Here is a 26,858-nt window from a genome sequence, read left to right on the forward strand (position 1 = left end):
GGTCGGAGAAGCGCGGCGATGCACCCCCGCGGACGGTGCGTGCCGCCTAGACTCGACGTCATGATCATCGTGACGACGAACGACGTGACCGGTCACCGCATCGAGGCGACGATGGGTGAGTGCTTCGGCCTGACGGTGCGCTCGCGCCACATCGGCTCCAACATCGGCGCCGGGCTCAAGGCCATGGCCGGTGGTGAGCTCAAGGGCATCACCGAACTGCTCGTCGAGTGCCGCCGTGAAGCGTTGTCCCGCCTGGCCGCCGAGGCGCAGGCGCGCGGCGCGAACGCCGTCGTGGCATTCCGCTTCGAGACGAACGAGTTCGCACAGACCGGCATCGAGGTGTGCGCCTACGGCACGGCCGTCTATATCGCACCTGACGGCCAGCAGGGCGGGCAGCAGGCGCACCAGGGTCAGCAGGGCGGGGCGCAGCAGTGGAATGCGCCGGCGTCGCAGAGCATGGGCCAGCAGTTCGCGGGCGGCTCGGGCGAGGGCTCGCAGCAGTGGCAGGGCAACGCTGACGCACAGCGGTGACGACGCTCGTCGTCGCCGCGGCGGCCAGCGAGACGCGCTATCTTCCCGCTGACGTCGACGTGGTCCTGACCGGCCTGGGCAAGACCGCGGCGGCAATCGCAACGACGCGGGCACTCGCGGAGCGCACGCCGCAGGAACGGGCGGGGCTGCAGGTCGTCAACCTCGGCTCATGTGGAGCCCTGCGCCCCGGCATGCGCGGCGTCTTCGAGCCGGGCGTCGTGCTCAACCACGACATCAGTGCCGACGCGATCCGCGCCCTCGGCCACGACGTGCGCGAGCGCCTCGACGTCGGGGCAGGAGACCCAGAGCTCGTCCTGGCCACGGGTGACCTGTTCGTCAGCGACGCACAGGTGCGGGATGCTCTTGCCGAGCGCGCGTCGCTCGTCGACATGGAGGGCTACGCCGTCGTCGCGGCCTGCCAGGCGTTCGACGTGCCCGTGCGCGTCGTCAAGCACGTCTCGGACGACGCCGACGCCTCCGCGCTCGACTGGGCGACGCTCGTCGACACCTCGGCGCGCGACCTCGCGGCCTGGTTCACCGCCAACGTCTCGTCCACCTGACGCGCCGCTGGGCGAACGCACGCGCCGTGGGATGTGGCAGCGCTGGCTCCGCGGCTCGCGAGCGGAATCAACATACGGTCGGGCGTCGCGTCGCAAGCCGTCAGGAGCGGGGCAACGCCACGGTCAGACGCTGTGCCATGGACCGTGAGGTCCGCGACTGAGCGCACGCCTCCAAGGCTTCACACGCCCAACAGCCGGGCCGACGCGTCGAGGGCCCGCGAGACGGGCTCGGCGTAGCCCGCGCCGAACAGGTGCAGGTGGACGAGCCAGCCGAACAGTTGATGCAGCGGCAGCTGCTCGCGCCAGTCGTCGGGCAGGTGGGCGGCGTCGGCGTACGAATCGAGAATCGCCTCGAGCCCGGGGGCGCCGAACATCGTCAGCATCGCGAGATCCGCGAGCGGGTGGTGCCCGCACGCCGCGGGGTCGATGACGACGGCGCCGTCACGCGTCCACAGGACGTTGCCGCTCCACAGGTCGCCGTGTACGCGGGCCGGTTGTATGGGGTCGCCAGAGGCGCCCCAGGTGTCGACGGCCCCCGATTCGACGGCGCCGCAGACGCGCTGTGCGAGGTCGGCGTCGCGTCCCGCCAGCCGCGTGCGCTCCAGCACCGGTCGCAGCCGGGCCTGCGTGTAGAACGCCCCGAACGTCGCCGATTCGAGATGGGGGAGCGTGAGCGGCTGATCGAGCGGACCGAAGAAGTACGTCGACGCGCCGGGCGGCAGCGCACCGAACGCGGGGGCGCCCGCAGCATGCGTCGCCGCCAGAGCAGCACCGAACCGGGCCGCGGCCGCGTCGACGCCGTCGCTCGGGCGAGCCTCGTCTAGGCGCTCCAACGTCACCGACGTGGTGTCCTGGTCGAGCACCTCGACGACGTCGACGCCCCCATCGGCGCTCGCTGCGGCGAGCCACCGCAACCCCGCAGCCTCCGTGGCGAAGAAGCCGGACGGCGCGCCGGCCCGCTGCTTCACGTACGTGTTCTCGCGTCCGTTCATGCGATGAGAGTACGCTCGCGAGGTGCCGCAGATGACCACGCGCCGCCCCGTCCACCGCGTCAACGCCGGGGGCATGAGCCGTCGCCCCGATGACCTCGTCGTCGAGGCGCCCCTCGAACTGCACCTCGACGACACGACCCTGGCTGTCCTCATGCGCACGCCCGGGCACGACACCGAACTCGCCGCCGGGTGGCTGCTCGTCGAGTCGGGAACCAGCGCGCCGGAGCACATCCGTCAGCTGCGCGGATGCTGGAAGAACGAGACCGACGCCATCGAGATCACCCTCGCCGCCGGCGTCGAACCACCGCGTCCGCGCTCGTTCGTCACCGGCGCGGCATGCGGCGTGTGCAGCGCCGACCAGCTGACGCTCGGACCCGCCATCGCCACGTGCGAAAAGGTGTTGAGCGCCGACGTCGCTCGCGAACTGCCCGACGCTCTGCGCCGCGGCCAGCGTGCCTTCGAACGCACCGGCGGGCTGCACGCGGCAGCGCTCGCGACGTACGACGGGGTGCTGGGGCCGGTGCGCGAGGACGTCGGGCGTCACAACGCCGTCGACAAGGTGCTGGGTCGCGCGCTCATGGAGGGCGAGCTGCCCGCGACGGATCGGCTGCTCGTCGTGTCCGGCCGGGTGTCTTTCGAGATCGTCCAGAAGGCCGTCGCGGCGGGCGTCAGCGGCATCGTCGCGGTATCGGCGCCGAGCTCGATGGCCGTCGATCTGTGCGAGGAATACGGACTCGTGCTCGTCGGCATGATGCGCCGCGACCACTTCAACATCTACGCCGGCGCCGACCGCGTCAGCGCCTGACGGAAGAGCCCTCGACGGCGCCGCGTCCTCTCGCGATCGTGTTCCACACGTACGCCATGCCCGTGCCAGGTGCGCCCAACGCGAGCATGCTCAGCACGACGCGCCAGCTGAGGTGCACCTCGCCGCGGCCCACGAACGGCGTGAGCACGAGCGCGCCGAGCGAGACCTGGAAGCACGCGACGGCGAGCGCCGGCAGCCCACGCGGAGCGATCTGCTTGCGCAGGTAGGTGAAGCCGAGGCCGTAGCACGCGGTAGCGGCGAGGCACGCGAGCTGACCCGTCGCGCTCGAACCGCCGAGCGAGTGCCACGGCGACAGGATGGTGAGCACGCCGACGAAGCCGAGGACGAGGCCGATGGCGCGATCACGCGGTCAGCCGTTCCTCCGGCAGCGCCGCGACGGCGACGATCATCGTCATGAGCGGCGTCGTCACGTCTTAGATGCTCGCCAGGCTGGAGGAGGCGTGCTGCTCGGCCCACGCGAAGAGTAGAAACGGCACGACTCACAACAGCATCGTGACGACGAGCAGGTGGCCTCGCACCGCACGATCCCGCGGGAGCGGTTGGCGCCGCACCGCACAGATCGCGAGCAGCGCGAGCGCGCCGCTCGCCATGCGGGCGAGCACCTGCACAACGGACAGCCACCTCGAGGCCGACCTTCGTGACCAGGAAGCTCGAACCCACATGAGCGCCAGCAACACGAACTGCGCCCCGACCGGCATGCGATTCACGGCGGGACTCCTGCGTCCTGACGCCAGGGTCCGGCGTCAGTTCGCGAGCGCCTCGAGCAGGTCGAAGCGGGTGAGGACGCCGATGGGGCGGCCGCCGTCGACGACGAGGACGGCGCCCTCGTCATGCAGCGCCTCGCGCGCCGCCGACACCGGTTCGCCGCGGCCGATGAGCGGCAGGCCCTCGCCGAGGTGGTCGGCGATGGCGTCGCTGAGCTGCGCGTCCCCGGCGAACAACAGGTCCATGAGCGTGCGCTCGCTGACGGCGCCGCGCACCTCGCCGAGCATGACGGGCGGCTCGGCGGCGACGACGGGGAGCTGGCTGACGCCGTACTCGCGCATGATGTCGATCGCGTCGCGGATCGTCTCCTGCGGGTGGGTGTGGACGAGGTCGGGCAGGTCGCCGGACTTGGCCTGCAGCACGTCGCCGACGGTGCGCTCGCCCTCGCCGGTGATGAAGCCGTAGGAGTTCATCCACGCGTCGTCGAAGATCTTCGACATGTAGCCGCGCCCGGAGTCGGGCAGCAGCACGACGACGACGGCGTCCTCGGGCAGGTCCTTCGCCACGCGTAGCGCGGCGACGACGGCCATGCCGCTCGAACCGCCGACGAGCAGGCCCTCCTTCTCGGCGAGCTGACGCGTCATGGCGAACGCCTCGGCGTCGTTGACGGCGATGACGTCGTCCGGCACCGACGGGTCGTAGGCGCCGGGCCACATGTCCTCACCGACGCCCTCGACGAGGTAGGGACGCCCGGTGCCGCCCGAGTAGATCGAGCCCTCCGGGTCGGCGCCGATGATGCGCACGGGCCCACCGTCGGCCTCGGGGCGCTCGGCGCTGACCTCCTTGAGGTAGCGGCCGGTGCCCGAGATGGTGCCGCCCGTGCCGGCGCCCGCGACGAAGTGCGTGACGCGCCCGTCGGTGTCGCGCCAGATCTCCGGGCCGGTCGTCTCGTAGTGCGACTGCGGGCCGTGCTGGTTGAAGAACTGGTTCGGCTTCCACGCCCCGGGCGTCTCCTGCGTGATGCGGTCGGAGACCGAGTAGTACGAGTCCGGGTGGTCGGGCGCGACGGACGTCGGCGTGACGACGACCTGGGCGCCGTAGGCGCGCAGCACGTCCATCTTGTCCTTGGCGACCTTGTCGGGGCAGACGAAGATGCAGCGGTAACCCTTGCGCTGCGCGACGAGCGCGAGACCGACGCCGGTGTTGCCCGAGGTCGGCTCGACGATGGTGCCGCCGGGCTTCAGCTCGCCGGAGGCCTCGGCCGCCTCGATCATCTTGAGGGCGATGCGGTCCTTGACCGAGCCGCCGGGGTTGAAGTACTCGACCTTCGCGAGGACGGTCGCGCGCACGCCCGCCTCACGCGCGACGGTGCCCAGCTTGACCAGAGGGGTGTTTCCGACCAGATCGACGACGCTCTCCGCATAGTTCATGGCTGGATCATTTCATGCCGCGCCGGTAGGGGCGTGGCGAGAATTCTCCGACGCTCAACGCCACCCGGACATGACCTGTCGTTCTACTGTGTGACTTGCGGTGTGACAACGCCGTGTCGACGCGGGTGCGCCCGCCTCATCACCAGGAGATCCCCATGGTCGTTCGCACCCGCATCCCGTTGGTCGCGCTCAGCGCCGTCCTCGGCGCAGCCACCCTCGCCTCGGCTCCCGCATCGAGCGCCGCGACGCGGTTCGCCACGTACGACGCGATCGTCGCGCTCGACAACTGCTCGGGTTCGCTCGTGCGCTTCCCCGGCGCTGCCGACACCGACAAGGCCCTCGTCCTGACGAACGGGCACTGCATCGGCACGATGCCGGAGCCGTTGACGTTCGTCTACGACAAGGCCGTGACACGTTCGGCGACCGTGCTCGGCGGCAGCGACGCGCACACCGTGGCGAAGCTGACACTCGATCGACTCCAGTACGCGACGATGACGGGCACCGATGTCGCCGTGTACCGCAGCACGTCGACGTACGCGCAGCTCGCGGCGAAGAACGTCACCGCTCGCCCGCTCGCGGCCACGCACCCGAGCGACGAGGCGAGCATCGACATCCCGTCGGGCTACTGGAAGCAGCACTACGGCTGCGCGATCAACGGTTTCGTGTACCAGTTGAAGGAGGGCGGCTACACGATGAACGACTCGATCCGCTACTCGACGTGCCAGACGCCGCACGGCAGCTCCGGCTCGCCGATCGTCGATGCGACGAGCGGCACCGTCATCGGCATCAACAACACCGGCAACGACGACGGCGAGCGCTGCACGCTCGACAATCCGTGCGAGGTCGACGCGGCGGGCAACGTCAGCGTCCACCAGGGCCAGAGCTACGGTCAGCAGACGTACCCGCTCACCGCGTGCTTCACCGCCGGGCGCATCGACCTCGGGCTCAAGGGCTGCACCCTGTTCGGCGCGACGCCCGCGCAGCCGCCGACCGACCCGACGCCGACTCCTACACCGGACACGAATCTTCTCGTCAACGGTGACTTCGAATCCGGCACCCGCGGCTGGGGCGGCACGACGGGCGCCATCACGACCGATATGACCTACGCCGCGCACGGCGGCGCGGCGAAGGCGTGGCTGGGCGGCAACGGCCGACGCGTCAGCGAATCGCTCAGCCAGAGCGTCACGATCCCCGCGAACGCGAAGACCCCGACGCTGACGTACTGGAGCCGTGTGGTGACGGCCGAGACCGGCTCGCGCGCCTACGACACGTTCAGTCTCGACGTCGTCGACGGCACCTCGACGAAGCGTGTCGCGTCAGCCTCGAACCTCGATGCGAGCAGCGACTACGTGCGTCACACCGTCGATCTGTCGGCGTACAAGGGCCGCAGCGTCACGCTGCGCTTCAGCGAGAGCGAGGACGCCGACCTCGCGACGAGCTTCCTCGTCGACGACGTCAGCGTGACGGCTGGCTGAGGGGCTCAGGAGCTCTGACGCGCTCAGGCGGCGGCGCAGGCGTTCCAGGCGGCGAGGGTGGTGTCGTCATCGGGGACGCCTGCGGCGCGCGCCGCGTCGGCGATGCCGCGCCACGTCGTCTCGTCGACAGGCAGACCGTCGCGGGTGCGGGTGGCGCGCGTGGCGCGTTCGACCTCGCCGGGCAGCAGCGGCCCATGCTCGGCGCCGGCGGGCGCGGGGGAGGCCTTGACCCATTCGAGGAAGGCGTCGGCCGCACCGGAGTCGAGTGAGCCGAGTGCGTTCGGGTCGATGAGGATGCTCGTCATCGAGTTGTAGATCGAGGTCGCATCGTGCGCCGTCTCCTCACGCGTCGTCAGCCCGCCGGTGAGGGCGCCGCCGAGCAGTTCGCACATGATGGCCAGGCCCCCGCCCTTGTGCAGACCCATGGCACGCAGCGCACCGTGCGGTTCGTCGAACAGCACCGACGGGTCGTTCGTCGGGCGCCCCTCGTGGTCGATGAGGCTGCCCTCGGGTGCCTCGACGCCCTTGTTGTGCGCGACACGCGCCTTGCCGTACGCGATGGCGCTCGTCGCGAAGTCGAGCAGGATGGTCGGTTCGCCGACGCGCGGGAAGGCGACGCAGAACGGGTTCGTGCTGAAACGGGCGTCGCTGCCACCGAACGGCGCGACCATGAGGCTGCCGCCGACGTTGACGAAGTGGATGCTGATGAGCCCCGCCGCCGCGCACTGCTCGGCCCAGTGACCGATGCGGCCGACGTGGTGGGAGTTGCGCAGGCCCACGAGCGCGAGACCGTACTCGCGGGCCCGTTCGATGCCGGCCGCCATCGCGTCGAACGCCATCGCCTGACCGAAGCCGTGCACGCCGTCGACGACGAGGACGGCGCCTGCGTCCGTCACCGTCTCCAGTTCGGCGTTGACGACGAGCCCGCCCATGGCGGCCGAGCCGACGTACGTCGGGATCATGCCGACACCGTGCGAGTCGTGCCCCGCGAGGTTGGCGGCGACGAGGTGGTCGGCGACGAGGCGCGCCTCGCGTTCGTCGCTGCCGAGCGCGTCACAGACGGTGCGGACGAGGTCGTGCGCCACGGCGGGCGGGACGATGCGTGTGGTCACGGCGGCAGGATTGGACGTCATGTCTCCAGCGTAGGCGTCCGCGAATCGGGCCCGGGCGGCGCCCGCGCCGATCCGGTGCCGACGAACGACGCACGTCTCAGGCCGCGCTCGACCACAACCGCACGGGTGTGATGCCGCCGGGTGTGCGCACGAGCACGGGCCACGCGAGGTGCTCGCCGAGCTCACGGGTCAGGGCGTCGGCCCAGCCCTCCTCGAACGGTGACGCGCCGGTCGTGCCCGATCGTTCGAGGCACAGTGCCGCGCCGCTGGGGACGCGATCATCGTCGACGAGGTGACGCACGAGCTCGCCGAGGCTGTCGATCGAGCGGGCATCCGGGGTGAGGCTGAGGCCCTCGATCTGCGTGAGGGCCGGCAGCGGGCGGGCGCTCGGGTCGAGGAACATCAGCCACAGGTTGCGCCCGCGCAGCGGGGCGGTCTCGAGCAGCGTCGTCCACGTCGCGACGAGCTCGGTGAGGTCGGTGATGGGTTCGTGCGCAGCAGTCATGGCTCCACCCTGACGCCTGGCTTCGCGGCGCCGCGTTCGTCATCCACAGCCGTCACACCTGGGGATGAGCCGACTGCGACTGCACGAGACTCACAGCCGCGTGTCGACATGACGACGGGGTGTCGTCCGCCTGAGCGGACGACACCCCGTCGTCGTGGGCGAGCCGGGTCAGCTACGACGCGTGATCTCGGCGTTCTCGCGCTCCACCTTCGCGGCGTGCTCGGCACGCAGCTGCTCGTGCGCCGGGCGACGACGCACGACGAGGAAGTACGCGGCGAGCAGGATGACGAACCACAGCGGCGTCCACAGCAACGCCTGACGGGTGTCGTCCTTGATCCACAGCGTCCACAGCACGAAGACGAAGAACGCCATCGTCGCGTAGCACATGACGACGCCACCGGGCATCTTGAAGGTGCTTGCCTCGTGCAGGTGCGGGCGCCGACGGCGGTAGACGACGTAGCTGATGAGGATGATCGTCCACACGAACATGAAGCAGATCGCGGAGACCGTCGTGATCTTGTCGAACGCGTCGGCGACGCTGCCGCTCGCGCCGAGCAGCGGCAGGCCGATGAGCAGCAGCAACCCGCACGACAAGGCGAGGGAAGCCACCGGCACGCGGTTGCGTGAAAGGCACGAGAACACACGCGGCGCGTCGTTCTCCTCGGCGAGGCCGTAGACCATGCGTGAGGTCGAGTAGATGCCCGAGTTCGCGGACGAGGCGGCCGACGTCATGACCACGAAGTTGACGACACCCGCTGCCGCGGCGAGCCCGGCAAGGGCGAACATCTTGACGAACGGCGACTCGCCGGCCTTGAACTCCGTCCACGGACGCACCGACATGAGGATGACGAGCGCGCCGACGTAGAACAGCAGCATGCGGATCGGCACCGAGTTGACGGCGCGCGGCAGGTTCTTCTCCGGGTCCTTCGTCTCAGCAGCGGCGGTGCCGACGAGCTCGACGCCGACGAACGCGAACACGGCGATCTGGAAGCCCGCGGCGAAGCCCATGAACCCCATGGGGAAGATGCCGCCGTGCGACCACAGGTGCGAGAACGACGACTTCTGCCCGCCGTGAGAGCTGCCCGTGAAGATCATGTAGAGGCCGACAACGATGAGCGTGATGATCGCGATGACCTTGATGAGCGCGAACCAGAACTCGAGCTCGCCGAACGCCTTGACGCTCGGCAGGTTGAGCAGGAACAGCAGCGCGACGAGGCCGACGGCGGGGATCCACGACGGGGTGTCGGGCCACCAGTACTGGATGTACTTGGCGATGGCGGTCGTGTCGGCGATCGCCGTCGCGATCCAGCAGAACCAGTATGTCCAGCCGACGAAGTACGAGGCCCACGGGCCGAGGATGTCGCCCGCGAAGTCGGCGAACGACTTGTAGTTGAGGTTGCTCAGCAGCAACTCACCCATAGCGCGCAGCACGAAGTACAGGAAGAACCCGATGATCGCGTACACGAGGATGACGGACGGGCCGGCGACGCTGATCGTCTTGCCCGAGCCCATGAACAGGCCCGTGCCGATCGTTCCGCCGATGGCGATGAGCTGGATGTGGCGGTTGGAGAGCCCCCGGGAGAGGTGCTCGCCGGCCGGTTCCTCATGAACCGGCGCTGCGGGTGTCGACATGCGCTGCCTTCCTGATCGTGGTCACGCGTCGAGGGGAGCTTATGAGCAAGATGTTTCATCGGTGTGACGTGACACACGCCTTTCGCATCAAGGTTGCATAACGCTGCGTTGGGGTGGATGCCGTCGTCGATCCATGACGGTGGCGCTCCTTGCAGCACCGACGGCGGCGCCGTCATGGAATGGCCGGCGGTCTCGCGTTGTTGCACCGAGCATGGAACCGATCTACACAGCAGAAGCACTCGCCACCGGCGCCGGCCGCAACGGCCACGTCCACTCCAGTGACGGCCGCGTCGACCTCGACCTCGCCGTCCCGCAGGCCATGGGCGGTTCGGGTGACGGCGCGAACCCCGAGCAGCTCTTCGCCGCCGGATATGCCGCGTGCTTCCACTCGGCACTGCAGATGGTGGCCCGCGGCGCGGGGGCCGACCTGGGGGAGTCGAGCGTCGGCGCGCGCGTCTCCATCGGCAAGGCCGGTGAGGGTTTCGGCCTCGCCGTCGAACTCGAGGTCGTCATCCCCGACCTGCCGCATGACGAGGCGCAGGCGCTCGCCGACAAGGCGCACCAGGTGTGCCCCTACTCCAACGCGACGCGCGGCAACATCGACGTCATCGTCACCGTCAGCGAGGACTGAGGCGCAGCGACCGAGAACGGTTCGCGCGGGCGCCGCGTCGGCTGAACCGGCCGCGCGACGGCGCGTCGCCGCGGCAGCGTGAATGACATGACGAGCGGGCCCCACCTCGAGGTGGGGCCCGCTCGTCATGCGTCGTGACGCTCGAAACCGTCAGTGCTGCGCGACGGGCGACGCGCCGCGCACGCCGGAGGAGTGCGGATCGTCCTCCATCGAGGAGTAGTCGAACGGGTCGCGCCCGCCGAGCACGTCACCGAGGCGCTCGCGGTCGATCGTCTTCGTCCACGTGCCGATGAGGACGGTCGCGACCGAGTTGCCCGCGAAGTTCGTCAGTGCGCGGGCCTCTGACATGAAGCGGTCGATGCCGACGATGAGGCCGACGCCGTCGACGAGCTCGGGCTTGTGGCTGCTGAGGCCGCCGGCGAGGGTGGCGAGACCGGCGCCGGTGACGCCGGCCGCACCCTTGGAGGCGACAATCATGAAGACGAGCAGGCCGATCTGTTCCCCGATCGACATGGGCATGTTCATCGCGTCGGCGATGAAGAGCGAACTCATCGTCAGGTAGATCGCGGTGCCGTCGAGGTTGAACGAGTACCCCGTCGGCACGACGATGCCGACGGTGGAGCGGTCGATGCCGGCGTGCTCCATCTTCGCCATGAGGTTCGGCAGCGCCGACTCCGACGACGATGTCGCAAGGATGAGGAGGAACTCGCGGCCGAGGTACTTGAGCAGCTTCCAGATGTTGACGCGCGCGACGACCCACAGCAGCGCGCCGAGAATGACGAAGATGAACAGCGCGCACGTGACGTAGAAGCCCGCCATCAGTTTCGCCATCTCACCGACGGCCTTGGCGCCGGATTCGCCGACGACGGCCGCCATCGCACCGAACGCGCCGATCGGGGCGAGCCACAGCACCATCGACAGCACGCGGAACACGATCTTCTGCATCGTGGCGATCGCACGCAGCGCGGGTTCGGCGGAGTCGCCGATGCGCTGGATGGCGAAGCCGACGAGTAGTGCGATGAACAGCACCTGCAGGACGCTGCCGGAGGTGAACGCGGAGAAGAACGTGTCGGGGATGATGCTCTTGAGGAAGTCGATGAACCCGCCCGACTTCTCGGCCGTCTTGACGTACTTGTCGGCCGATCCGTGCTTGACCGTCAGCCCGTGGCCCGGCTGGATGATGTTGCCGACGACGAGACCGATCGCAAGCGCGAACGTCGACATGGTGAGGAAGTAGGCGAGCGCCAGGCCTCCTGCGCGCCCGACCGTCGCGGCCTTGCGGACGGAGCCGATGCCCAGCACGATCGTGCAGAAGATGACCGGCGTGATCATCATCTTGATGAGGCTGACGAACATCTCACCGAGCGGCTTCCAGGCCTTCGCCGTATCCGGCGCGACGAGACCGAAGACGATGCCGGCGATGACGGCGACGATGACGCCGATGTAGAGGTAGTGGCTGCGATCCTTCTTGGGTGATGTCGCGGCCGTGGAGACCTCCGGCGGCGCGCCCTCGGCGGAACTGCGCGGTGGTGGCGTGGGTGACGACGATACGTCGTGGTCGTACTGATCCGGCACGGATGGCTCCCGATCTTGCGGCTGAACTGTGACGCCGTTCACCCTAGGGTGAAGATCAGACAACCTATGAGGTGGGGCGCCTCACACCGGATTTTGTGACGAAATCGATGCCGTCTGCGGGCGGGGGCGCTCTCGGGCTCCGGTCGACTACGAGTTGGGGCCGTGACTCAACTCACGCGGGCCGGCGTGACAGGAGCGCCGCGACCTCGGCGTGGTTGGTGTGCGGAAACATGTCGAACAGTCGCGCGGCCCGCACGTCGAAGCTCGGCATCGCGGCGAGATCGGCGGCGAGGCTCGTCGGGTTGCAGCTCGAGTAGATGACGTGCGCGACGCAGCTGCGCTCGAGCGCGTCGGCGAGCGCTTCGATGCCGCGTCGCGGCGGGTTGACGACGACGAGATCCGGAACGTCGTGCTCGGGCATGACGAGGGTGCTCGCGTCGCCGACGCCGAACGTCACGCTCGCCTCGAGGCCGGCGTCCGCAGCGCTGCGGCGGGCGCCGTCGATGGCGCTCGGTTCGATCTCGACGCCGTGGACGCGCCGGGTGCCGTCCGCAAGATGGAGGGCGAAGCCGCCGACACCGCAGTACAGGTCGAGCACCTGAGGAGCGTTAACGTCGTCGGCCCACGCGCGCGCCTGGCGATACAACGCCGCGGCGACATCGGTGTTCGTCTGGAAGAAGCTGCGGTGCTGCAGGTGCAGCGTCACGTCGCCGATCGGGGCGCGCAGCGTCTGCCTGGGCGTCAGGGCGATCTCCACGTCCCCCTCGACGACGGCCTTGTGCTCCGGATGGATGTTCGCCGAGACGGCGACGATCTGCGGCAGGCGGTCCGTCAGGGCGGGCAGGGCGGCGCTGAGCCGGTCGACTCCGTCATTGGTGCGCACGACGAAGCGGACGAGTAACTCGCCGTCAGTGTTGGTCGTGACGATGACGAACTTGAGCTCGCCCGTGCGCGCGTCGACGTCATAGGGCATGAGACGTGCGTAGGTGATGAACCCGGCGAGGTCGGGCACGACGTCCCAGATCGGCCGTTCCTGGATGGGGCACTCGCGCAGGTCGACGGCCGGGCGCCCGGGCAGTGCGAGCCCGAGCGTCGGAGCGTCGACGTGGCCGCCGACGGCGAGCTTCACCTTGTTGCGAAACGCGGCCGGGCGCGATGCGGCGGGGGAGAGCCATGCCTCGGGCGCCACTCGTGCGGCGAGGGCGTGCTCGACGGACGTCTGCTTGCGCGTGAGTTGCTCGTCGTACGGCACGGTCAGGTTCGTGCACGAGCGGCACGCACCGACGTCGAAATAGTGGCAGTGCACGCGCTCAGTGGCGGACGGTGAAGTCGTCGTAACCCTCGGGGGCGACGTCTCGCACCTCGACGTCGTCGACGGACGCCGCGGCGGGGCCGTCGTGGCACCAGTCCACGAGCGATTCGACGGCGTCCGGCGTACCCTCGGCGACGACGTGCACCGCGCCGTCATCGAGGTTCTCGACGTATCCGACGAGTCCCAGCGTGCGCGCCTGCTCGGCGCACGCGGCACGGTAGCTGACGCCCTGAACGGTGCCGGTGACGCGCAGATCGACCGCGCGGGACTGGTTCGAGACTGACATGCGCCTACGGTACGTCAGCGGCCCGCTGGCCTGCATCAGCGCCGCAAGTGGGGGCCGTGGCCGGGTCTCGGGTGCCGCGCCGGCCGGTTTCGCAGCCCGAACGCGCGTTGGATAGGTTCACTCTCGACCCTGGTTCCTCCTGTCGCGTCGCTGGGCAGGCCTCGAGAATGGATGGCGCATGTCCGACGCACCGGGTGCCGAGGGCGCCCCGAACGAGTTGACCGACGCCGAGCGTCGCCTCGGCGGCATCCCCGACGCAGCCCGCGACGACGACGTCAGCCCCGTTGAAGCGGAGCGTCTGGCGCGTCGACATGTGCTGCACGTGTCGTTCATCGCCGCGTTCGGCGGGCTGCTATACGGCTACGACACCGGCGTGATCTCGGGTGCGATGCTGCACGTCACCGAAGAGTTCCACATCAACGAGGAGCGCTTCGGCTCGGCGGCGCACAACATCACGGAGATCATCACCTCATCGATCCTGCTCGGCGCGGTGCTCGGTGCGCTGGGCACGAGCGTCATCGTCAAGAGGGTCGGGCGGCGCAAGGCGATCATCGGCATCGCGGCCGTGTTCGCGATCGGCGTGCTGCTCAGCGGCGCCGCGAACGACTGGTGGACGCTGTCGCTCGCGCGCGTCTTCCTCGGCCTCGCCGTGGGTGGCTCGACGATGGCGATCCCGACGTACATCTCCGAGCTCGCACCGCCCGCGAAGCGCGGCAGCTATGTGACGTTCTTCAACGTCGCGATCGGCGTCGGCATCCTCACCGCGAGCCTCGTCAACTACTTCGGCGACTCCGCGATCAGCTGGCGCGTCCGCATCGCCGCCGCTGTCGTTCCGGCGCTCGTGCTGCTCATCGGGATGAAGCCGCTGCCGGAGAGTCCACGCTGGCTGGTGCAGCAGGGGTTCGTCAAACCTGCTCGTCGGGTGCTGCGCTGGGTGCGTCCGAGCACGCGCGCGGTCGACGCGGAGATCGCCGAGATCAAGCGCACCTACCGCGAGGAGCAGCAGGCCTCCGGTGAGGGGGAGTGGCGAACCCTGTTCAGCGAGAAGTGGATTCGCCCGGCACTGTTCGCCGGCATCATGGTCGCGATCTTCACGCAGATCACCGGCTTGGAGATGATGATCTACTACACGCCGACGATCCTGAAGAACAACGTCGGCTTCTCCGACCACATGGCGCAGGCGGGCAATGTCGGCGTCGGCGTCGTCTATCTCGTCATGACGACGCTCGGCAAGTTCGTCGTCGACCGCATCGGGCGTCGCCGTCTCATGCTCGTCATGCTGCCGGGCGCGGCGGTGTCTATCGCCGCGTTCGGCATCGCGTTCTGGGTGACGAACGACGACCCGCCTGCGGGCGTCGCGCTCGCGCTCATCCTGTCCTTCATGTTCTTCCAGGCCGGCGGCATCCAGGTCGTCGGGTGGCTCATGGGTTCGGAGCTGTACCCGCTCAAGGTGCGTTCGGCGGCGACGGCGCTGCACGCGGCCGCGCTGTGGGGTTCGAACCTGCTCATCACTCTGACCGCCCTCACGCTCATCGACTGGCTGTCGCTGCCGGGCGCGATGATCTTCTACGCCGTCATCAACGTCATCGCCTGGGTGACGGTGTACGTCTTCGTTCCTGAGACGAAGGGTCGCAGCCTCGAAGAGATCGAGTCGAGCCTGCAGGACGGCACGTTCCTGCCACATCGTGGGCGCAAGCGCTCGCCCGCCGACGCCTGACGGCATCCCGCCGCAAACCGGCGTTCGTCTCGCGAGAGGCGAGCGCCGTTCGCGTCGTGGGGGATTGGTGCTGGACGTTAGGCAGACCTAACATGGCATGAGAAGCGTCGACGAACCGTTCGACAAGTAATGCCTGGTTATGTTTACGCTAACAACTCGTTCATGACGCCTGCCGGACATCACCCTGCCCGACGACGCCACCACCGCACGGCCAACGCCGTGCCACCTGCAGAAGGGGATTGCATGCGAGACCTTCGCGTCGCCGTCATCGGAGCCGGCCCGGCCGGCATCTACGCCTCGGACATCCTGACGAAGCAGCACGAGGGTGCGCGCGTCGACCTGTTCGACCGGCTGCCCGCACCGTACGGCCTCGTGCGCTATGGCGTGGCGCCCGACCACCCGCGCATCAAGGAGATCATCAAGGCGCTGCGCCGCGTGCTGTCGGGAGATCGCATCCGCTTCATCGGCAACGTCGACTACGGCACCGACCTCGACCTCGAACAGCTGCAGGAGCACTACGACGCCGTCATCTTCTCCACGGGCGCCTCGAGCGACCGACCGCTGAACATCCCCGGCATCGATCTCGACGGTAGCTTCGGCGCCGCAGACTTCGTCTCCTGGTACGACGGCCACCCCGACGTGCCGCGCGAATGGCCGCTGACGGCGCGCAAGGTCGCCGTCCTCGGCGCCGGCAACGTCGCCCTCGACGTCGCGCGCATGCTCGCCAAGCCCGCCGACGAGCAGCTGACGACCGAAATCCCGCAGAACGTCTACGAGGGGTTGAAGGCGAACCAGGCGACGGAGGTGCACGTCTTCGCGCGCCGCGGCCCGGCGCAGCTGAAGTTCTCGCCGATGGAGTTCCGCGAGCTGTCGCACAGCCCGAGCATCGACGTCATCGTGCACGAGGAGGGCTTCGAGATCGATGAGGCCGGCCAGGCCGCGATCAACGCGAGCAAGTCGACGAAGCTCGTCGTCAACACGCTGCTCAAGTACCTCGAGAACGAGCCGAGCGGCGCGCCGCACCAGATCCACCTGCACCTGTGCGAGGCGCCCGTCGAGATCCTCGGCGAGGACGGCCGCGTCGTCGGCCTGCGCACCGAGCACCAGGAGTTCAACGGCGACGCGACGACGCACGGCACGGGCGAGTTCCGCGACTGGGACGTGCAGGCCGTCTACCGCGCCGTCGGGTACTACAGTTCGCCGCTGCGGGACCTGCCCTTCGACGACGCCGCGGGCGTCGTGCCCAACGAGGCGGGTCGCGTGACGGACGTCAGCGGCGAGGCGATGCCGGCGACGTACGTGACGGGGTGGATCAAGCGCGGCCCCGTCGGGCTCATCGGGCACACGAAGTCGGATGCGTCGGAGACCATCGCGTGCCTGCTCGAGGACCTCGACTCGCTGCCCGCGCCCAGTGGCGGCGACCCTGACGCGCTGCTGCGTCACCTGCTTGATTCGGGTGTCGAGATCACGCTCTGGGATCACTGGGAGCGTCTCGACGCCCACGAGATCGCCCTCGGCGAGAGCGCCGGCCGCGAGCGCGTCAAGGTCGTGTCCCGTGAGGACATGATCGCCGCCGGTCGGGCATACGCCGAGGATCTTGCGTCCTGACGAGCTGCTGACGATGGCGCCCGGCCCGGCTGGATCGGGATGCAAGGGGGCGAGTTGCTCTCGTGCGTCCCGTTGCCGGGCACGCGGGTCTCGAGATGGCGCAAGGCCACCTCGAGACCCGCGACGCGTCAGTTCGCGGTCGACTTCTGCAGCGTGACGGACGCCGTGTGCGACGCGCCGGAGGTGTCGGTCCACGTCACCTTCATCGTCGAACCGGGGTAGCGGGTGTCCATGAGCGAGCTGAGGGAGTCGGTCGAGGTGACGGCCTTGCCGTCGAGGGCGGTGATCGTGTCACCCGCCGTCATCCCCGTGCTTGCGACAGCCGAGCCGTTCAGCACCTGCTGCACGACGACGCCGGTGTCGCTCGCGCCCCGCAACGACGAGCTCGGGACGACGGCCACGCCGAGGGCGGCCTTCGCGCCGATGTGATTCGTCGTCGTCTTGCGGCCGGCGAGGATGTCGTCGGCGATCGACTTGGCCTGCGTGATCGGGATGGCGTACCCCTCGGCGTTGCTGCGCTGATAGCCGGTGAGCGAGTTCGTCGCGGATGCGGCGGTGTCGATTCCGACGACCTTGCCCGCGGCGTCGAACAGAGGCCCGCCGGAGTAGCCGCCGACGATGGGCGCGTTCGTCTGCACGAGGTTCGTCAGGTTCTCACCGGACGACAACGACCCCTGCTCGGAGGCGGTGATCGAGCGCCCCGTCGCCGTCACGATGCCGGAGGCGGCGTAGAGCACGCCCTCGCCGCCGCCTTGACCGACGGCGAGAACCTCTTCGGCCGTCCTGACCCCGTCGGTGTCCAGAGTGACGGTATCGAGGTACTTCGCACCGCTGAGCTTGAGCACGGCGACGTCGTGGGATTCGTCGTGCCCGACGACGCTCGCCGTGTATGACCCGCCGTTCGGGACGGTGACGCGGATCTGCGTCGAGCCGGAGACGACGTGGTAGTTCGTCAGGACGGTGCCATCGGCCGTGAGCACCATGCCGGAGCCCGCAGCCTCACCGCTCGGGGTGGCCACGTCGATCATGACGACGCCCTTGCTCTGAGCGGCGGTGGCGCGCGTCGTCGTTCCGCTGGAGGACGCGCCACTGGCTTGCGCGCCGCCGTTCGAGGGCGACGTGCTCGAGCCGTCCGGTGCGGTTTGCGGCATCGAGGCGCCGCCCTGATTCGCGTCAGTGGATGAGCTGCCCGAACCGGTGGTGCTGCCAGCGCTGGCGGCGTCGAGCTGGCTGCGCAGCTGACGGGTGACGGAGCCAGCGTCGAACGCGTTGAGGGAACCGTCGTGCACGCCGATCGCCAAGGGGGCGGCGATGGCGGCCGAGCATGCTGCGGTGAGGGCGACGAGGGCGGGGCTGCGCATGGGATGCTCCTTGGGGGCGAGTGCTCGGGCTTGCGATGGTGTGGTCCCCGGCGTCGCGATGTGTTGGCGCGAGGGCGACGGCGACGGCGGTGCGTCGACGTGTTGAGACCCAGTGAAGGTGACGCACCGTGGGGTCCGCTGTCGCCGACCTGTGGAGTCGCTGTGTCGGCTGACGCCCGCGCGGCAGGTGGTGGAGGGCGCGCAGCGCACGGCCGCGACGTTTCCCGACTTTTGAGCATCTGCACGAGGAATGTGCGCGATGTTCCTCGTGCAGATGCGTGATAGTCGTGCAGCCGCGCGCGCCGGGGCCGGCTCGGAACGGTGTGAGGGGGTAGGAGACACTGGTCGCCGGGCGACAGGAGCGAAAAGGGGGCGGTGTGAACATCTGGCCGCACGTCGGCATCAGCGCCAGTGGCGTCGTCGGCGTCGTGGTCGCGACAGTGGTGCTGTACGCCGTCTTCGTCGCGATCCTACATTTTTGGGGTGTGCGGTACCTGGCGGCCGGTTCGACGATGTCCGTCGCCGTGTTCACCGTCCTCGGGGCGCTGTGCGCCCGCGCGATGCTGGGCAACTCGCCGACGTTGTGCGGTGCGCTCGTCGCGATGGCCACCCTGTTCGTCCTGGAGTTCGGTTTCGGACGGCTGCACGCGGTGATGTCGATGCGCAGCCACCGCGCCGTGGGTCGCGCGCGGGCGTGGGCCGTCATGATCGACGGGCGGGCACGCCCGGACGCCCTGCGCCACGTCGGCCTCACCGCCGAGCGGTTGCACGAACGGTTGCGAGCCGGGGGAGTGCGGCACCTCGACGACGTCGCCCTCGCCGTCCTAGAACCGCGCGGCACGCTGACGGTCGTCCGGCGCGGCGAGAGCATCGACCCGCAGTTGCTGGTCGGGATCGCCGGGTTGCCGCCGGGGTTCGGTGACGTCGATACGACCGGCGGCCGCTGAACACCCCTCGAGATCGGGTGGCTTCCGTAGAGCACGTGTTCTCCTGATCTGCCACAGTGGCGGGATGACGATGCGCGCAGTGGTAATGCAAGAGATCGCGGGGGCCGTCGGCGTCGAGGAGGTCGAGGTGCCCGCCCTGCCTGACGACGCCGTCCTCGTCGAGGTGCGCGCGACGGGGTTGTGCCGCAGCGACTGGCACGCGTGGGCCGGTCATGATGACGTCGAGCTGCCGCACGTGCCCGGTCACGAGTTCGCCGGGGTGATCACTGACGTCGGTTCGGACGTCGCGAACTGGCGGGTCGGGCAGCGGGTGACGATGCCGTTCGTCGAGGGCTGCGGCGCCTGCGAGTGGTGTCGCACCGGTGACGCGCAGGTCTGTCCGACCCAGGATCAGCCGGGGTTCACGCACTGGGGATCGTTCGCGCAGTACGTCGTCGCGCGACGCGCGGACACGAACCTCGTCGCCATCCCCGACGCTGTGAGCTTCGCGGCCGCCGCGAGCCTCGGATGCCGGTTCGCGACGGCCTTTCGAGCTCTGACGGCTCGTGCTGATGTGCAGCCGGGTGACTGGGTGTGCGTCGTCGGCGCCGGGGGAGTCGGAGTCAGCGCCGTCATGATCGCGAAGTCGCTAGGGGCGCGTGTCGTCGCCGTGGACCGCAACGCCGACGCGCTCGCGCTCGCGACGCGCGAGGGCGCGGACGCCGTCGTCCTGGCCAGGGGCGCCGGGGTCGCTGAGACCAACGAGCCCGTCGACGTGGCGGCCCGCGTCCACGAGATCACGGGTGGCGGAGCGCACGTCGCCGTCGACGCGGTGGGCAGCGAATCGACGTGTTCTGACGCGATTCATGCGTTGCGGCGTCGTGGGCGGCACGTGCAGGTGGGGTTGTTGCCGCCGGTGGACGGGCATCCGCGCGTGCCGATGGCGCGCGTCATCGGTTGGGAGCTCGACGTGTTCGGCAGCCATGGCATGGCCGCCGCCGACTATCCGGCGATGCTGGCGCTCGTGGACGACGGCCGACTAGATCCCGGGCGACTCATCGCCCGCACCGTCAGCCTCGACGACGGCGCGGCGATGCTGCCGTCGTTCGACGCTTCGCCGCTCTCCGGCGTGACGATGATCGACCCGCGTCGCTGACGCACCCAGCTCGTGGCGAGCGCGGTACGCGTGCTGTTGGCAGTAACCACTCCGGACGACGACAACACAGACGAAGAAGCGTCCGTCCTGTGCGTCGTCGCCCAGCGTCATGGCGGGCCCGAGGGCGCGAGGTGCGACGGATCAACGGGCGGGGCGTCGACAAGGCCATCTTGCGCCCAAGGGAGGTAGTTCTGTTCACCCCTGAGTTCGGTGGAGCATCTCGCTGACGAGCGTGCGACAGCGCTCGGCGATGTCGTCGCGGATGAGCTGCATGCGCTCGGTGCCCTCGATGCCGCGCGTCGACGGCTCATCGGTGTGCCACGTCTCGATCGTTGCGAGCATGCCGTCGATCGGTTCGAGCCGTGCAGCAGAGCCGACGATGATGACGCGGTCGGCAGTACGCAGCACGGCGGGGTCGATGGCCTTGGGATGTTCGCCGTCGAAGGTTGCGCCGAGGGTGGCGACGGCGGTCGCCGACTCCGCGTTCACGGCCCTGCCGGGCTGAGTGCCGGCGGAGTGGACATCGAGGCGCTCGCGAGCGAAATGGCGCGTGAGCGCGGCCGCCATCTGCGACTTGCCAGCGTTCTTGACGCAGACGAAGAGGACGCGCGGTCGACGATCCGCGTCAGCTGCGCCATCGGGCGAGGAGGTGGGACGGTCAGCGCGGGGCATCGTGGCCGGCCTCGAGCATGGGTTGGGGGAAGCGATCGCGCAGGGCCAGGCTGACGTAGACCAGAGCGACGAGAACGGGGACCTCGATGAGCGGGCCGACGACCCCGGCGAGTGCCTGGCCGGAGGTGACGCCGAACGTCGCGATGGCGACGGCGATGGCGAGCTCGAAGTTGTTGCCGGCAGCGGTGAAGGCGAGAGTCGTCGTCCGTTCGTAGCCCATGCCCAGGGCCCGGCCGAGCAGGTAGCCGCCGCCCCACATGAGCGCGAAGTAGGCGAGCAGGGGCAGCGCGATGCGGGCGACGTCGAGGGGGTGCGACGTGATCTGTGCGCCCTGCAACGCAAACAGGACGACGATGGTGAACAATAGGCCGTAGAGCGCCCACGGCCCGATGCGGGGCAGAAAACGCGACTCGTACGCCTTACGGCCCCAACGCCTCTCGCCGATGCGGCGACTGAGGTAACCCGCGAGCAGCGGGAGGCCGAGGAAGACGAGAACCGACGCGGCGATGTGCCAGGGGGAGACGTCGAGATGTGATTGGTCGAGGCCGAGCCAGCCGGGCAGGACGCTGAGGTAGAACCAGCCGAGCGCGGCGAACGCGACGATCTGGAACAGCGCGTTGAGCGCGACGAGCACCGCAGCCGCGTCGCGGTCGCCGCAGGCGAGGTCGTTCCAGATGATGACCATGGCGATGCAGCGCGCGAGGCCGACGATGATGAGGCCGGTGCGGTAGGTCGGCAGATCCGGCAGGAAGATCCACGCGAGGGCGAACATGAGCAACGGCCCGACGATCCAGTTGAGTGCGAGCGACGCGCCGAGTAGCCGCCGGTCGGACGTGACGGCGTCGAGCTTGTCGTAACGCACCTTGGCGAGCACCGGGTACATCATGATGAGCAACCCGATGGCAATGGGCAGCGAGACCCCCTGGATCTCGACGGCTGACAAGGCGTCGTCGAGGCTGGGCACGAGGCGTCCCAACAGGAGGCCTGTCACCATGGCGGCGATGATCCACACGGGCAGGAAGCGGTCGAGCGTCGACAGTCTCGCGCGGGGCGATGCAGGGGAGTTCACGGTCGGCCGCCTTGTTTCGTCATCGGTGAATACGGTGCCATCGTGAGGCGTGATTCGACATGTGTCAAAATAGTTGAGTGACGATCGACGGGTGTGAGCGGCGGGGTGAGGCGACGTCGCGGGATGGTGCGCCTCGAGTCGTGGCGAACGACGAAGATGTTGCGCGCGCTGCTGCCGTGTTCAAGGCGCTCGGCGATTCGGCGCGTCTACGCCTGTTCGACGCGATCGTCGCGGCGGCGCCGGGGGAGATCTGTGTCTGCGACCTGCCGGACCTGGAATTGTCGCAGGCGACGATCTCGCATCACCTGCGCAAGCTGCGCGACGCGGGGCTCGTCACCTCAGAACGTCGCGGCACGTGGGTCTACTACCGCAGTGTGCCCGGGTCGCTGGATCCGGTTCGGGAGCTTCTGGGGGTCGAGTCGTCTCGAGTGGCGGCCGGGACGACGCTCGCGAGGTCGTAGCGACAACGCTGGAGGCGTCACCTCCGTCGCGCGTGCGCCCCTGTGATCAACGCTTGCAGCACCGGGTGTGACTCGAACGCTGGCGCCGCTGCCAGCGCGCGGGTTCAGGAGGGGGGAAGTTCGCCTCGTCCGGGCCGTACGCGCCGTTCGGCCTCGGTGATGGCGACATCGTTGATGCTCGCCTCGCGACGGCTCATGTAACCGTCGGCGTCGAAGTGCCACAGCTCGTTGCCGTAGGAACGCCACCACTGACCGTCATCGTCATGCCACTCGTACTGGAAACGCACGGCGATGCGGTCGTCGGTGAACGCCCACAGGTTCTTGCGCAACCGGTATTCGTGTTCGCGCGCCCACTTGCGAGTGAGGAACTCGATGACGGCGTCACGCCCGACGATGCTCTCGCCGCGGTTTCGCCACACGGTGTCCGGCGTATAGGCGCCGGCGACGCGTTCGGGCTCTCGCGTGTTCCACGCGTCTTCGGCAGCTTGCACCTTTGCGGCCGCTGTCTCGGCTGTGAAGGGTGGGACAGGGGGACGGGGTGCGTTCATGGCGGTCTCCTGGAATGGTTGTCGTTCAGATGGATGCTACGCGTTCGATCACACGTCCGCGCCACGCCAACGAGGTGTGCGACGTGCTCGTCCCCGCGTCGGCGGGGCACACCGCGGTCATGATCGGGACGCCCACGTCGGGGGCGCCGGGCGGTACTCGATCCCATCTTGGACCTCGCGTGCGCGCTCAGGGGTGGCGGGGCGTCCGACGAGATGCAGGACCATGTCGATGCCGGCGAAGACGCCTGCGTCCGTGATGACCTGCCCGTCGTCGATCCATTGCTGACCCGGGCATGGTTGGGCCTTGGGGTCGAGGGCCGCGACGCTGTCGAACGTGTCGTGGTAGGTCGTGAACGGGCGCTGGTGCAGCAACCCCGCGGCGGCAAGGAGGCGAGCGACCGTGCAAACACTCGCGACGATGGCACCTCGCTGCGCAGCCTCCTGCAGCCAGCCGCGGTGGCTCTCGTTTCGCAGACGCTCGAGCGAACCGTCGCCCCCGGGCTCGATGACGACGTCGGCCCCGGGGAATGTTGACCTCTCCGCGCGCGGTGTGAGGATCAGGCCCTTCGCGGAGCGTCGATGACGGCTCCAGGTTTGCATCCGAAGTGAACCAAGCAGGCAAATAGCTCGGTGAGGCCAGCGTCACGCCGCGCCGTCTGTCACCGCGTCTGCGCGGGGCAGCAGTTTGGGCAGGATGTCGCCCAGGGTGACGACGCCACTGAAAGCGCCGTTGTCGGTGACGACGGCGAGCTGGTGGCTGCCTTCACGCATCAGCCGAAGCGCTTCATGCAGGGCCGTGTCGCGGGGCAGTTCGAGGACGGGACGGGCCACGGTGTCCGCAGGTGTCGCCGCGGGGAGCATCAGCGTGTCTCGCACGTGCACGATGCCCCGTACGCCGGAACCAGCGCCGGCGGGCTCCATCAGCAACACGCGCGTGTGCCCCTTGCGCATCACGGCAGCCTGAACATCACCGACGGTTGCCGTGGCGGGAGCCGCCGTAGGGGCGCCACGCCCGTCAAGCAGGTCTGCGATCGTCAGGCGTTCAAGGTCGATTGCGCTTGTCAGTGAGGTGCGGTAGGCGAGGTCGAGCGCTCCGACGCTCGCTGAGTGCTCGACGAGCTGGCGCAATGACGTCGAGTCTTGCGATTCGCTGACTTCCTCGACCGGTTCGACACCGGAGCGGCGCACGAGCCAGTTCGCGGCACGGTTCAACGCCGCAAGGATCGGACGTGTGACACGCATGAAAGCGCGCATCGGCAGCGCCAGCATGATCGCGGACTTTTCGGGGTGTGCGATCGCCCATGACTTGGGCGCCATTTCCCCGATGACGAGGTGCAGGAACGTGACGATGATGAGCGCGAGGACGAACGCGGCGACGTCGGCAGCCGTCTCACCCAGGCCGACCATCTCCAGGGGTCCCAGCAGGGCGTGGTGCACGGCAGGTTTGGTGATGGCACCCAATGCGAGGGTGCACACGGTGATCCCAAGCTGTGACGCTGCGAGGAGCATCGTGATTTCGCCCGAGCTGCGAAGCGCGGCACGCGCGGACGCTGACGGGTTGTCTTCAAGGCGGTGGGTGCGCGCGTTGATGAGGGAGAACTCGGCGGCGACGAAGAACGCTGACAGGGCGATGATGACGATTGTCGCGATAGTCGTGGCGAAGGGATTCATCGGTCGCTCCCTTCTTCCTCGGTGTCGTGCGGGGCTGATTCTGGTTCGAGCAGGGTCAACCTGAGCAGGGACGGCACGTGCCGTTCCACAGCAAGAACTTCGATGTCGAGGCGGGATGGCGGGGCGTCCTCATCCACGGCCAGTACACGCGGGCCCTGGGGTACGTCGATGACGACACGCTCACCGACGCGCGGGAGCGTACCGAGGCGACCCACCACGAGGCCCGCGACCGTTTCGTATTCACCCTCGGGCAGGTCTACGTCAAGAGCACGTTCGACCTCGTCGATGTGCACGGACCCTTGCATCACCCACTGGCCGTCATCGGGCAGCGGCGCATACTCGGGTAGGACCGGGTCGTGCTCGTCGGTGATTTCCCCGACAACTTCCTCTGCCAGGTCTTCGACGGTGATGATGCCGGTGAACCCGCCGAACTCGTCGATGACACATGCGAGTTGCTGCTTGGCGCGGTCGAGTTCGCTCAACGCGGTGGACAACCCCATCAGCTCAGGAACGATCAGTGCCGGACGCATCACCGACGAGACCGGCCGAGCGCCATCCTGCGCGGCGAGCACATCGACGAGGTGCACGACACCGGCGACGTCGTCGGTGCCGTCGATCACGGGGTAGCGCGTGTGCCCGCTCGCCATGAGAGCGCGCATCTCAGCGATGTTTGTTTCAGTTCGCACTGAGTCGACCTGAGCGCGGGGGATCATCGCGTGATCGACGTTCTGGGTGGGAAAGTCGATGATGCGATCCAGCATGTCTGACAGTTCCGGCGCGAGGTCGCCCGTCTGCTTCGACGCCTCGACAACGTGGTGCAGGTCATCCGCTGTGGCGGCCTGCTCGACGTCGTGCACCGGTTCGATGCCGACACGCTTCAACAGCAGCTCAGCGGACTTGTCGAACACCCAGATGGCCGGGCCGAACACCTTCAAGTACAGGGCGCTCGACCGTGCGAGAGCGCCGCTGACCTGCTCGGGGCGAGCTATAGCGTAGTTCTTCGGGTAAAGCTCACCGAACAGCATCTGCACGAACGTGGAGAAGGTGATTGCGAGAATGCCGCCCACGGTCAGGCCGATGCCGGTGGGGATGCCGACTCCGCCGAGCATGGACGACAGCGCCATTCCGATGAGTGGTTCGGCCACGTAGCCGACAAGCAGGCCTGTCACGGTGATACCGAGCTGCGCGCCGGACAGGAGGAACGAGGTGCGGCGGGTGATAGCGAGGGTGCGGCGTGCCGTGTCATCGCCTGCCTGCGCGCGAGCCGTCAGCTTGGAGCGGTCCACGGACATGTAGGCGAACTCTTGCGCCACGAAGTACGCCGTCACTGCGGTGATCGCAAGAACGACGACGACACCGGTCAAGAGAGACAAGGCGTCGTTCATGGCCGTTCCGCCCCGGGTCCGCTGAACATGTTGGGAAAGGGCGGCGGTGGTAGGGGGTTCATCCGTATTCCCGATCGTGGGTTCGCGACAGCCGCACTGGGCGCGTCTCGCGCGCTCTGCGCGTGACGGCCCAGCGTAGCCCGTACTGTGTCCCCATCTCTTTTAGTCCGCGTACGGGCGGCGGTGCACCGGGTGCCGCTACCGCTCGACGACCCACGTCCGGTCGGGAAGCACCGGCCGTTTCCCTCATCGGGGACAAGAAGCGGTCATTCCACCCGGTCGGCCTGTAACCGGGCGGCGCGGTTCAAATTGGATGCAGCAAATAGGCGGCGTGGTCCTGGCTATCTGCTCTTGGTTCACCCTGGAAGCAAAGCGACAGGCCGTGTGTTGGTTCTCAGGAAACCTTGCCATGTAGGGCGGAACAACCATGCTGGGTGGCGATGATTCGTGAGCGAGGATAAGAGGCGATTGTCGCGAATGACTGCCATTCCGTAAACCTCACGATGTCGATGTCGATTGGTCACGGCCAGGCCTGAGCCCGGACAGCCGGTTAGGTCGCGGACAGCTACGCAACCGGGGCGGAACACCGCGCGCCAAGGTCCTCAAGTGGGACGATCTGAAGCGCCCTGGGTCTGATGGAGACTCGCGCTATTTGATTCCGATCAGCAGATTGCTGTCGTTGGGGACAGCATAGAACGCGTTCTCGAACTCG

The 26,858-nt window shown here is 68.6% G+C and carries 27 protein-coding genes; 10 read left to right on the forward strand and 17 right to left on the reverse strand.

Features of this window, described 5'->3' with window-relative positions; all coding sequences use genetic code 11:
- The first annotated feature begins 60 nt into the window (after positions 1-60).
- Together ABH936_RS01780 and ABH936_RS01785 are read left to right on the forward strand one after the other, a co-directional pair.
- Positions 61-531: a YbjQ family protein gene (locus tag ABH936_RS01780; protein WP_241724561.1), complete on the forward strand. Its 471-nt coding sequence runs from the start codon at positions 61-63 to the stop codon at positions 529-531.
- Positions 528-1,091 (forward strand): nucleosidase, encoded by a 564-nt coding sequence (locus ABH936_RS01785; RefSeq protein ID WP_281711119.1) that lies wholly within the window; start codon positions 528-530, stop codon positions 1,089-1,091. Before ABH936_RS01780 ends, ABH936_RS01785 begins: the two co-directional genes overlap by 4 nt.
- 179 nt (positions 1,092-1,270) lie before the next feature.
- On the opposite strand, the gene ABH936_RS01790 is transcribed toward ABH936_RS01785, so the two are convergent.
- Positions 1,271-2,083, reverse strand: coding sequence for a fructosamine kinase family protein (locus tag ABH936_RS01790; protein ID WP_404602333.1), 813 nt, complete (start codon positions 2,081-2,083; stop codon positions 1,271-1,273).
- 31 nt (positions 2,084-2,114) lie between these two features.
- Between ABH936_RS01790 and fdhD the strand changes: the two genes are divergently transcribed.
- Positions 2,115-2,888, forward strand: a complete 774-nt coding sequence (gene fdhD, locus ABH936_RS01795) for a formate dehydrogenase accessory sulfurtransferase FdhD (RefSeq protein WP_207623164.1) — start codon at positions 2,115-2,117, stop codon at positions 2,886-2,888.
- Here fdhD and ABH936_RS01800 read toward each other — a convergent pair.
- The 3 genes from ABH936_RS01800 to ABH936_RS01810 form a co-directional block, all read right to left on the reverse strand.
- Positions 2,878-3,216 carry an EamA family transporter gene (locus ABH936_RS01800; protein WP_165583627.1) on the reverse strand — a complete coding sequence of 113 codons (339 nt, stop codon included), beginning with the start codon at positions 3,214-3,216 and terminating at the stop codon, positions 2,878-2,880. The genes fdhD and ABH936_RS01800 overlap by 11 nt on opposite strands.
- Before the next feature lie 172 nt (positions 3,217-3,388).
- Entirely contained in the window at positions 3,389-3,616 is a 228-nt protein-coding gene (locus ABH936_RS01805) for a hypothetical protein (protein ID WP_136788277.1), read from the reverse strand.
- Between the two features lie 36 nt (positions 3,617-3,652).
- Positions 3,653-5,044: a cystathionine beta-synthase gene (locus ABH936_RS01810; protein WP_074039241.1), complete on the reverse strand. Its 1,392-nt coding sequence runs from the start codon at positions 5,042-5,044 to the stop codon at positions 3,653-3,655.
- 155 nt (positions 5,045-5,199) lie between these two features.
- On the opposite strand from ABH936_RS01810, the gene ABH936_RS01815 reads away from it, so the two are divergent.
- Complete coding sequence (locus ABH936_RS01815; protein WP_404602337.1) at positions 5,200-6,519, forward strand: trypsin-like peptidase domain-containing protein; 1,320 nt, start codon at positions 5,200-5,202, stop codon at positions 6,517-6,519.
- A 23-nt stretch (positions 6,520-6,542) separates the two neighbouring features.
- Here ABH936_RS01815 and ABH936_RS01820 read toward each other — a convergent pair whose 3' ends face one another.
- The 3 genes from ABH936_RS01820 to ABH936_RS01830 form a co-directional block, all read right to left on the reverse strand.
- On the reverse strand, positions 6,543-7,652 hold the full coding sequence (locus ABH936_RS01820) for a malate/lactate/ureidoglycolate dehydrogenase (protein WP_165583623.1): 1,110 nt from the start codon (positions 7,650-7,652) through the stop codon (positions 6,543-6,545).
- A gap of 76 nt (positions 7,653-7,728) precedes the next feature.
- Complete coding sequence (locus tag ABH936_RS01825; RefSeq protein WP_038568045.1) at positions 7,729-8,136, reverse strand: hypothetical protein; 408 nt, start codon at positions 8,134-8,136, stop codon at positions 7,729-7,731.
- Positions 8,137-8,304: 168 nt separating this feature from the next.
- Entirely contained in the window at positions 8,305-9,768 is a 1,464-nt protein-coding gene (locus tag ABH936_RS01830) for an amino acid permease (RefSeq protein ID WP_404602340.1), read from the reverse strand.
- A 211-nt stretch (positions 9,769-9,979) separates the two neighbouring features.
- Between ABH936_RS01830 and ABH936_RS01835 the strand changes: the two genes are divergently transcribed.
- The gene (locus tag ABH936_RS01835) at positions 9,980-10,399 is read left to right on the forward strand and encodes an organic hydroperoxide resistance protein (protein WP_165583620.1); all 420 of its coding nucleotides are present in this window, start codon (positions 9,980-9,982) and stop codon (positions 10,397-10,399) included.
- A gap of 150 nt (positions 10,400-10,549) precedes the next feature.
- On the opposite strand, the gene ABH936_RS01840 is transcribed toward ABH936_RS01835, so the two are convergent.
- The 3 genes from ABH936_RS01840 to ABH936_RS01850 form a co-directional block, all read right to left on the reverse strand.
- The gene (locus ABH936_RS01840) at positions 10,550-11,974 is read right to left on the reverse strand and encodes a cation:dicarboxylate symporter family transporter (protein ID WP_404602342.1); all 1,425 of its coding nucleotides are present in this window, start codon (positions 11,972-11,974) and stop codon (positions 10,550-10,552) included.
- A 172-nt stretch (positions 11,975-12,146) separates the two neighbouring features.
- Positions 12,147-13,226 (reverse strand): methyltransferase domain-containing protein, encoded by a 1,080-nt coding sequence (locus ABH936_RS01845; RefSeq protein ID WP_404602344.1) that lies wholly within the window; start codon positions 13,224-13,226, stop codon positions 12,147-12,149.
- A gap of 58 nt (positions 13,227-13,284) precedes the next feature.
- On the reverse strand, positions 13,285-13,572 hold the full coding sequence (locus tag ABH936_RS01850) for an acylphosphatase (protein WP_074039250.1): 288 nt from the start codon (positions 13,570-13,572) through the stop codon (positions 13,285-13,287).
- Between the two features lie 178 nt (positions 13,573-13,750).
- Between ABH936_RS01850 and ABH936_RS01855 the strand changes: the two genes are divergently transcribed.
- Both ABH936_RS01855 and ABH936_RS01860 read left to right on the forward strand, forming a co-directional pair.
- Positions 13,751-15,289 carry a sugar porter family MFS transporter gene (locus ABH936_RS01855; protein WP_404602347.1) on the forward strand — a complete coding sequence of 513 codons (1,539 nt, stop codon included), beginning with the start codon at positions 13,751-13,753 and terminating at the stop codon, positions 15,287-15,289.
- A gap of 243 nt (positions 15,290-15,532) precedes the next feature.
- Positions 15,533-16,897 (forward strand): FAD-dependent oxidoreductase, encoded by a 1,365-nt coding sequence (locus tag ABH936_RS01860; protein WP_404602349.1) that lies wholly within the window; start codon positions 15,533-15,535, stop codon positions 16,895-16,897.
- Between the two features lie 128 nt (positions 16,898-17,025).
- Here the strand turns inward: ABH936_RS01860 and ABH936_RS01865 are convergent, their stop codons facing one another.
- Entirely contained in the window at positions 17,026-18,258 is a 1,233-nt protein-coding gene (locus ABH936_RS01865; RefSeq protein WP_404602351.1) for a S1C family serine protease, read from the reverse strand.
- A 377-nt stretch (positions 18,259-18,635) separates the two neighbouring features.
- Here ABH936_RS01865 and ABH936_RS01870 point away from each other — a divergent pair, with 377 nt between their 5' ends.
- Positions 18,636-19,205, forward strand: coding sequence for a DUF421 domain-containing protein (locus ABH936_RS01870; protein WP_404602353.1), 570 nt, complete (start codon positions 18,636-18,638; stop codon positions 19,203-19,205).
- A gap of 70 nt (positions 19,206-19,275) precedes the next feature.
- The gene (locus ABH936_RS01875) at positions 19,276-20,340 is read left to right on the forward strand and encodes an alcohol dehydrogenase catalytic domain-containing protein (protein ID WP_404602382.1); all 1,065 of its coding nucleotides are present in this window, start codon (positions 19,276-19,278) and stop codon (positions 20,338-20,340) included.
- 195 nt (positions 20,341-20,535) lie between these two features.
- Here ABH936_RS01875 and ABH936_RS01880 read toward each other — a convergent pair whose 3' ends face one another.
- Both ABH936_RS01880 and arsB read right to left on the reverse strand, forming a co-directional pair.
- A complete protein-coding gene (locus tag ABH936_RS01880; RefSeq protein ID WP_006944362.1) occupies positions 20,536-21,012 on the reverse strand; it encodes a low molecular weight phosphatase family protein in 477 nt (158 codons plus the stop codon).
- A complete protein-coding gene (gene arsB / locus ABH936_RS01885) occupies positions 20,999-22,081 on the reverse strand; it encodes an ACR3 family arsenite efflux transporter (protein WP_404602356.1) in 1,083 nt (360 codons plus the stop codon). The genes ABH936_RS01880 and arsB overlap by 14 nt, the downstream gene beginning before the upstream one ends.
- 140 nt (positions 22,082-22,221) lie before the next feature.
- Between arsB and ABH936_RS01890 the strand changes: the two genes are divergently transcribed.
- On the forward strand, positions 22,222-22,542 hold the full coding sequence (locus ABH936_RS01890; RefSeq protein WP_404602358.1) for an ArsR/SmtB family transcription factor: 321 nt from the start codon (positions 22,222-22,224) through the stop codon (positions 22,540-22,542).
- A 104-nt stretch (positions 22,543-22,646) separates the two neighbouring features.
- Here ABH936_RS01890 and ABH936_RS01895 read toward each other — a convergent pair whose 3' ends face one another.
- The 4 genes from ABH936_RS01895 to ABH936_RS01910 form a co-directional block, all read right to left on the reverse strand.
- Positions 22,647-23,090, reverse strand: a complete 444-nt coding sequence (locus ABH936_RS01895; RefSeq protein ID WP_404602360.1) for a nuclear transport factor 2 family protein — start codon at positions 23,088-23,090, stop codon at positions 22,647-22,649.
- A gap of 117 nt (positions 23,091-23,207) precedes the next feature.
- Entirely contained in the window at positions 23,208-23,690 is a 483-nt protein-coding gene (locus ABH936_RS01900; RefSeq protein WP_404602362.1) for a DJ-1/PfpI family protein, read from the reverse strand.
- Between the two features lie 42 nt (positions 23,691-23,732).
- On the reverse strand, positions 23,733-24,761 hold the full coding sequence (locus ABH936_RS01905) for a CNNM domain-containing protein (RefSeq protein WP_006944342.1): 1,029 nt from the start codon (positions 24,759-24,761) through the stop codon (positions 23,733-23,735).
- Positions 24,758-26,134 (reverse strand): hemolysin family protein, encoded by a 1,377-nt coding sequence (locus ABH936_RS01910; protein ID WP_404602365.1) that lies wholly within the window; start codon positions 26,132-26,134, stop codon positions 24,758-24,760. The genes ABH936_RS01905 and ABH936_RS01910 overlap by 4 nt, the downstream gene beginning before the upstream one ends.
- Positions 26,135-26,858: the final 724 nt, after the last annotated feature.

The organism is Dermacoccus sp. GAS27A (assembly GCF_044909235.1).
Lineage (GTDB): Bacteria > Actinomycetota > Actinomycetes > Actinomycetales > Dermatophilaceae > Dermacoccus > Dermacoccus nishinomiyaensis.